Genomic DNA, 6,748 nt, shown 5'->3' with positions numbered 1-6,748 from the left:
GGTAACAGGTAGTACCTGTTGGGTTCCCCCATTCGGAAATCCCTGGATCATCGCTTACTTACAGCTACCCAAGGCATATCGTCGTTTGTCACGTCCTTCTTCGGCTCCTAGTGCCAAGGCATCCACCGTGCGCCCTTATTAACTTAACCTTATTTTCTGACCTTTCAGTCATAAACTCTTATTAATACTACAGCGTTTTCGGTTTATTTTCTTGTTACTATTTGATATAGATATTCAATTTTCAATGTGCATTACTTGGTGATCTCTCACCAATGGAGCCTAGCGGGATCGAACCGCTGACCTCCTGCGTGCAAAGCAGGCGCTCTCCCAGCTGAGCTAAGGCCCCACAAGACCTCTCAAGACTAAACAAGACCAATGCGCAATTCCTTATCCTTAGAAAGGAGGTGATCCAGCCGCACCTTCCGATACGGCTACCTTGTTACGACTTCACCCCAATCATCTATCCCACCTTAGGCGGCTGGCTCCTTACGGTTACCTCACCGACTTCGGGTGTTACAAACTCTCGTGGTGTGACGGGCGGTGTGTACAAGGCCCGGGAACGTATTCACCGCGGCGTGCTGATCCGCGATTACTAGCGATTCCGACTTCATGTAGGCGAGTTGCAGCCTACAATCCGAACTGAGACTGGCTTTAAGAGATTAGCTTGCCGTCACCGGCTTGCGACTCGTTGTACCAGCCATTGTAGCACGTGTGTAGCCCAGGTCATAAGGGGCATGATGATTTGACGTCATCCCCACCTTCCTCCGGTTTATTACCGGCAGTCTCGCTAGAGTGCCCAACTGAATGATGGCAACTAACAATAGGGGTTGCGCTCGTTGCGGGACTTAACCCAACATCTCACGACACGAGCTGACGACAACCATGCACCACCTGTCACCTCTGTCCCGAAGGAAAGCTCTATCTCTAGAGCGGTCAGAGGGATGTCAAGACCTGGTAAGGTTCTTCGCGTTGCTTCGAATTAAACCACATGCTCCACCGCTTGTGCGGGCCCCCGTCAATTCCTTTGAGTTTCAACCTTGCGGTCGTACTCCCCAGGCGGAGTGCTTAATGCGTTAGCTACGGCACTAAACCCCGGAAAGGGTCTAACACCTAGCACTCATCGTTTACGGCGTGGACTACCAGGGTATCTAATCCTGTTTGCTCCCCACGCTTTCGAGCCTCAGCGTCAGTTACAAGCCAGAGAGCCGCTTTCGCCACCGGTGTTCCTCCATATATCTACGCATTTCACCGCTACACATGGAATTCCACTCTCCCCTCTTGCACTCAAGTTAAACAGTTTCCAAAGCGTACTATGGTTAAGCCACAGCCTTTAACTTCAGACTTATCTAACCGCCTGCGCTCGCTTTACGCCCAATAAATCCGGACAACGCTCGGGACCTACGTATTACCGCGGCTGCTGGCACGTAGTTAGCCGTCCCTTTCTGGTAAGATACCGTCACAGTGTGAACTTTCCACTCTCACACTCGTTCTTCTCTTACAACAGAGCTTTACGATCCGAAAACCTTCTTCACTCACGCGGCGTTGCTCGGTCAGACTTCCGTCCATTGCCGAAGATTCCCTACTGCTGCCTCCCGTAGGAGTCTGGGCCGTGTCTCAGTCCCAGTGTGGCCGATCACCCTCTCAGGTCGGCTATGTATCGTCGCCTTGGTGAGCCGTTACCCCACCAACTAGCTAATACAACGCAGGTCCATCTGGTAGTGATGCAATTGCACCTTTTAAGCAAATGTCATGCAACATCTACTCTTATGCGGTATTAGCTATCGTTTCCAATAGTTATCCCCCGCTACCAGGCAGGTTACCTACGCGTTACTCACCCGTTCGCAACTCATCCGGAGAAGCAAGCTCCTCCTTCAGCGTTCTACTTGCATGTATTAGGCACGCCGCCAGCGTTCGTCCTGAGCCAGGATCAAACTCTCATTAAAAGTTTGAGTTCTCACTCATTTCTGTCACTGACAGATTTATTGTTTTTTCATTGTTCAGTACTACAACCTTAGTTGTAGTGCCCTGCACATTGGTTCGTCTTGTTCAGTTTTCAAAGGTCTTTGTCACTCACTTCTCTCAAGTGACAACTATATTAGTATATCACAGCCGCTTTCGCTTGTCAACACTTTTTGAAACTTTTTTAATCTTTTTTTCATCAAGTGCCTCAACCACAACATACCATAGTCCGTACGGGATTCGAACCCGTGTTACCGCCGTGAAAAGGCGGTGTCTTAACCCCTTGACCAACGGACCTGAGTTGTTATTTTCAACTCTTACTATTATACAGACTTTTCATACTTTGTCAACTACTTTTTTATCTTTTTTCAAATTAAGTAAAAAGAGCCAGAATTATACTGACTCTTCTATTGATTATAAAACTTGGAAGCACGTTCTTCTCCCCACCAATAGGGGATTAGTTCTGCGACTTTCACCGTCTTTCTTGTATCGTAGTCCATCATGAATTCTGCATCTTTATTTTCAGCGTTCAACTCTAAAAGGAATTCTCTGCAAGCTCCACAGGGCATTCCTGAACTTCCACCATAAGGCGGTTTGTCTCGAAAGGCTAAGACTTTTTTAACCTTAGTTTTCCCTGAAAATTGGTACATATTGAAGAGTGCCGCGCGCTCTGCGCAGAGATGGAACACACCACAGGTTCCCTCCATACAGAAACCTGTAAATATTTGCCCATCTTCTGCTTCTACTGCGGCAACGACATGATTGGCATAGACAAAGTCTGACACTTCATGTGGATTGTATAGTTTCTGTGCTTCTTCGTACATCTTTTCCCAGATGTCCATTGTTACATCCTTCTTATCTAGAGATTTCTTTTAACATATTTTCAATATGCTGAATTGATTTTTCACGGCCTAACAAGAAGATCGTATCTGGCAATTCTGGTCCATGCATTTCACCTGAAACAGCGATACGAATAGGCATGAAGAGATTTTTCCCTTTGATACCTGTTTCTTTTTGAACAGCTTTGATTTGTGGGAAGATATTTTCTGTTACAAATTCATCATCTGTCATCGCTTCAAGTTTTGATTTGAAGGCTTCAAGAACTGTTGGAACTGTTTCACCAGCCATGACTTCGCGCTCAGCTTCGGTCAATTCTGGGAAATCTGAGAAGAAGAGATCTGTCAATGGGATAATCTCATCTACTGATTTCATTTGTGGTTTATAGAGCTCAACTAATTTTTCAGCCTTATCAGTCAATCGACCTGCTTCTTCTAGGAATGGTTTTGCCATTTCAAAGATGGTTTCAAGGTCTGCATTCTTGATATAATCATTGCTCATCCAGTCGAGTTTTTTCTGGTCAAAGGCTGCTGGAGACTTGCTGAGGCGGTTTTCATCGAAAAGTTTAATGAGTTCTTCACGAGAGAAGATTTCATCTTCGCCACCTGGGTTCCAACCAAGAAGAGCAATAAAGTTAAAGACTGCTTCTGGTAAATAACCTTTTTTACGATAGTCTTCGATAAACTGAAGGGTGTTGGTATCACGTTTAGACAACTTTTTCCCAGTTTCAGAGTTGATAATCAAGGTCATGTGACCGAATTCCGGAGCTTCCCAACCAAGCGCTTCATAGACCATAAGCTGTTTTGGTGTATTAGCGATGTGGTCATCTCCACGGATAACGTGAGAGATTTGCATATCGTGGTCATCGATAACAACGGCAAAGTTGTAAGTTGGGTAACCGTCTTTCTTTTGGATGACCCAGTCACCACCAATATTGCCACCTTCAAATTCGATATCGCCTTTGACTATATCATGCCATTTGTAGATACCAGACTCATTGACCGCCAAGCGAACTGTTGGTATGATACCCGCAGCTTCACGTTCTGCGATATAAGCCGCTTTTTCCTCTTCACTCATACCAAGGTATTCGTTGATGTAGCGTGGTGTTTCACCAGCTGCTTCTTGGCGTTCGCGTTCAGCTGCCAACTCTTCTTCTGTAACGTAAGATTTGTAGGCTTTTCCTTCAGCTAATAGTTGGTCAATGTATTTTTGATACAAGTCCAAACGCTCAGACTGGCGGTAGTTTTCATGTGTTTCTGGGCTTTCATCCCAATCCATGCCTAACCAGCGAAGGTTTTCAAGCTGTGAGCGTTCCCCATCTTCGACATGGCGTTTACGGTCAGTATCTTCGATACGAATGATAAATGTTCCACCATGATGGCGTGCATACAAGTAGTTAAACAATGCTGTACGGGCATTCCCGATGTGTAGTAGTCCTGTTGGACTTGGTGCGTAACGTACGCGGATATCTTTTGACATAGTTTCTCCTATAAAGTCTCTAGGCATCTGCCTTTTTGCTCTCTATATTATATCACAAGTCTTGGCTGAGTCCAATTTCTATGAATAAAGAGAGTAAAAAGAGTGGGCAAACCACTCTTTTCTTCTATTATAGACGTGCGTTAAGTTCTTTGCTCAATTCTTCAAATCCTGGTTTTCCAAGAAGGGCAAACATGTTACGTTTATAAGCTTCAACACCTGGTTGGTCGAATGGGTTGATAGCATTCAAGTAACCAGAAAGGGCGATAGCCAATTCGAAGAAGTAGATAGTGTATCCAAGAGTGAAAGCATCTTGCTCAGGAAGAGTCACGTACATGTTTGGTACATCACCATCTGTGTGAGCAAGAAGAACACCATCAGTCGCTTTTTTGTTTACAAAGTCAACGTCTTTTCCTTGAAGGTAACCAAGTCCATCAAGGTCTTCTTCCAAGCTAGGGATAATCACGTTTTTACGAGGCTTGTCAACACGAACAACTGTTTCAAACATGATACGAGTTCCTTCTTGGATAAATTGGCCCAATGAGTGCAAGTCAGTTGAGAAGTTGGCTGAAGTTGGGTAGATACCTTTTTGGTCTTTTCCTTCTGATTCACCAGCCAATTGTTTCCACCACTCTGAGAAGTATTGAAGTGATGGCTCATAGTTTACCAAGATTTCAGTTGCATAGCCTTTACGGTAAAGGATGTTACGAACAGCTGCATATTGGTAAGCTTCGTTTTCAGAGATTTTGTCTGAAGTGTAGTCTTTGCGAGCTGCGTTAGCACCTTCCATAAGGGCTTTAATATCAGCTCCTGATGCTGCGATTGGAAGCAAACCAACGGCTGTCAATACTGAGAAGCGTCCACCGATATCATCTGGAACAACAAATGTTTCCCAACCGTTAGCGTCTGCTTCAACCTTAACAGCACCTTTTTGGCGGTCAGTTGTTGCATAGATACGTTTGTTAGCTTCTTCTTGACCGTATTTCTTAACCAAGAGTTCTTTGAAGACACGGAAAGCGATCGCTGGTTCAGTTGTTGTACCTGATTTAGAAATCACGTTTACTGAGAAGTCTTTGTCAGCTACGTACTCTACCAAGTCAGCAAGGTAAGTAGATGAGATTGAGTTTCCTGCGTAAAGGATCTGTGGAGCTTTACGTTCTTCTTTTGTTTGCAAGTTTGCAAAGTGGTGATTCAAGAAATCGATTGCTGCTTTGGCACCAAGGTAAGATCCACCGATACCGATTACAACCAAAACATCGCTGTCTGACTTGATTTGCTCAGCAGCTTTCAAGATGCGGTCAAATTCTTCGCGGTCGTAGTTTTCAGGAAGGTCCAACCATCCCAAGAAGTCGCTACCAGCACCAGTTCCTTTACGGATCAATTCATCTGCTGCTGTTACTTGTGCTTGCATGTATTCCACTTCATGTGGTGCAACAAATTTGTCTAAAACTTTTGAATAATCAAATTTAATATGTGACATGTTATTCCTCCAATATTTCTTCTTTTCTATCATAACGCTTACCTTCGTTTTTTTCAAGTTTTTTTGTCGAATTTCTCCAATTTTTATCAGAATTCAAACGTTTGCGTAAAAATGCCACATTCCAAAAATTTTGAAAAAATAAAATAAAGAACGACCAGATGTCCCAGTCGTCACAGTTCATTCAATAAATACTCAAATAGTTCTAAATTGCCATCTTCTTCATTAACCAGAAACTCTGGATGCCACTGCAAACCGATAATGCGGTGCTCATCGATAGACTCAATCGCTTCGATGGTCTGGTCTCTTGGATCAATAGCAGTTACACGGAAATTAGGTGCCAAATCTTTAATGCTTTGACGATGGACGGAGTTGACTTGACTTTCTTTTCCAAATAGCTTAGCCACCACGCTTCCTTCTACTGTCTCAATAGAATGAGATGTTCCGAAAGGCAGACCTTGCCAGTGACCTTCGATTTCTTGATTGAGGGTCCCACCAAAGGCAACATTGACAAGTTGAACACCACGACAGATTGCCATAATTGGTTTATTCTGACGAAGCGCTTCTTTCAAGAGTGCTAGTTCAAACTCATCACGTACTAGATTGTAATCATCACTCTCGATGGTCTTTTTCTCTCCATAAAACTGAGGATGAACATTTTGGCCTCCTGTCAAGATGAGTTTGTCAATCATTTCCACATAATCGCGTACAACTGACTCATCACCAACAGGAATGACTAAAGGGAGACCACCGACTTGACGAATGCTCTCTGCGAATCTACAAGATACAGATGAATGAATGTTTTTTCCTTCCGCGTCTACGGGACATAGATTTGCAGCAACTCCTACAACCGTTCTAGCCATGATGCCTCTCCTTTCGAATGTTAACGATAGTTCTATCATATCACTCAAAACGCCTTTCGTCTAATATGTTTTTTTAAAGTCCGTGATAAATATTTTTTATGGACAAGAAAAAGCTGCCCACATAGGACAACTTCTT

General features: G+C 44.0%; 4 protein-coding genes, 2 tRNA genes and 2 rRNA genes (1 of these 8 only partly in view). All 8 read right to left on the bottom strand.

Features of this window, described 5'->3' with window-relative positions; genetic code table 11:
* Positions 1 to 149 (bottom strand): 23S ribosomal RNA (locus tag KB197_RS01185) (it extends 2,753 nt beyond the left edge of the window).
* Between the two features lie 124 nt (positions 150 to 273).
* Positions 274 to 346: transfer RNA gene (locus tag KB197_RS01180), tRNA-Ala, on the bottom strand.
* 51 nt (positions 347 to 397) lie between these two features.
* Positions 398 to 1,943 (bottom strand): 16S ribosomal RNA (locus tag KB197_RS01175).
* The 16S and 23S rRNA genes sit together here with 2 tRNA genes alongside, the layout of an rRNA operon.
* A gap of 241 nt (positions 1,944 to 2,184) precedes the next feature.
* Positions 2,185 to 2,256: transfer RNA gene (locus tag KB197_RS01170), tRNA-Glu, on the bottom strand.
* A 110-nt stretch (positions 2,257 to 2,366) separates the two neighbouring features.
* Positions 2,367 to 2,801, bottom strand: coding sequence for a cytidine deaminase family protein (locus tag KB197_RS01165; RefSeq protein WP_064275947.1), 435 nt, complete (start codon positions 2,799 to 2,801; stop codon positions 2,367 to 2,369).
* 13 nt (positions 2,802 to 2,814) lie between these two features.
* Complete coding sequence (gltX, locus tag KB197_RS01160) at positions 2,815 to 4,275, bottom strand: glutamate--tRNA ligase (protein WP_064275946.1); 1,461 nt, start codon at positions 4,273 to 4,275, stop codon at positions 2,815 to 2,817.
* A 127-nt stretch (positions 4,276 to 4,402) separates the two neighbouring features.
* The gene (locus KB197_RS01155) at positions 4,403 to 5,752 is read right to left on the bottom strand and encodes a glucose-6-phosphate isomerase (RefSeq protein ID WP_049551029.1); all 1,350 of its coding nucleotides are present in this window, start codon (positions 5,750 to 5,752) and stop codon (positions 4,403 to 4,405) included.
* Between the two features lie 170 nt (positions 5,753 to 5,922).
* Positions 5,923 to 6,612, bottom strand: coding sequence for a gamma-glutamyl-gamma-aminobutyrate hydrolase family protein (locus KB197_RS01150; protein ID WP_000124770.1), 690 nt, complete (start codon positions 6,610 to 6,612; stop codon positions 5,923 to 5,925).
* Positions 6,613 to 6,748 lie beyond the last annotated feature (136 nt).

This window comes from Streptococcus sp. 11-4097, assembly GCF_018215285.2.
In the GTDB taxonomy this organism is placed as follows: Bacteria; Bacillota; Bacilli; order Lactobacillales; family Streptococcaceae; genus Streptococcus.
The sequence above is the reverse complement of the archived record's forward strand: the minus strand, read 5'-3'. Positions and strand labels throughout refer to the sequence as shown.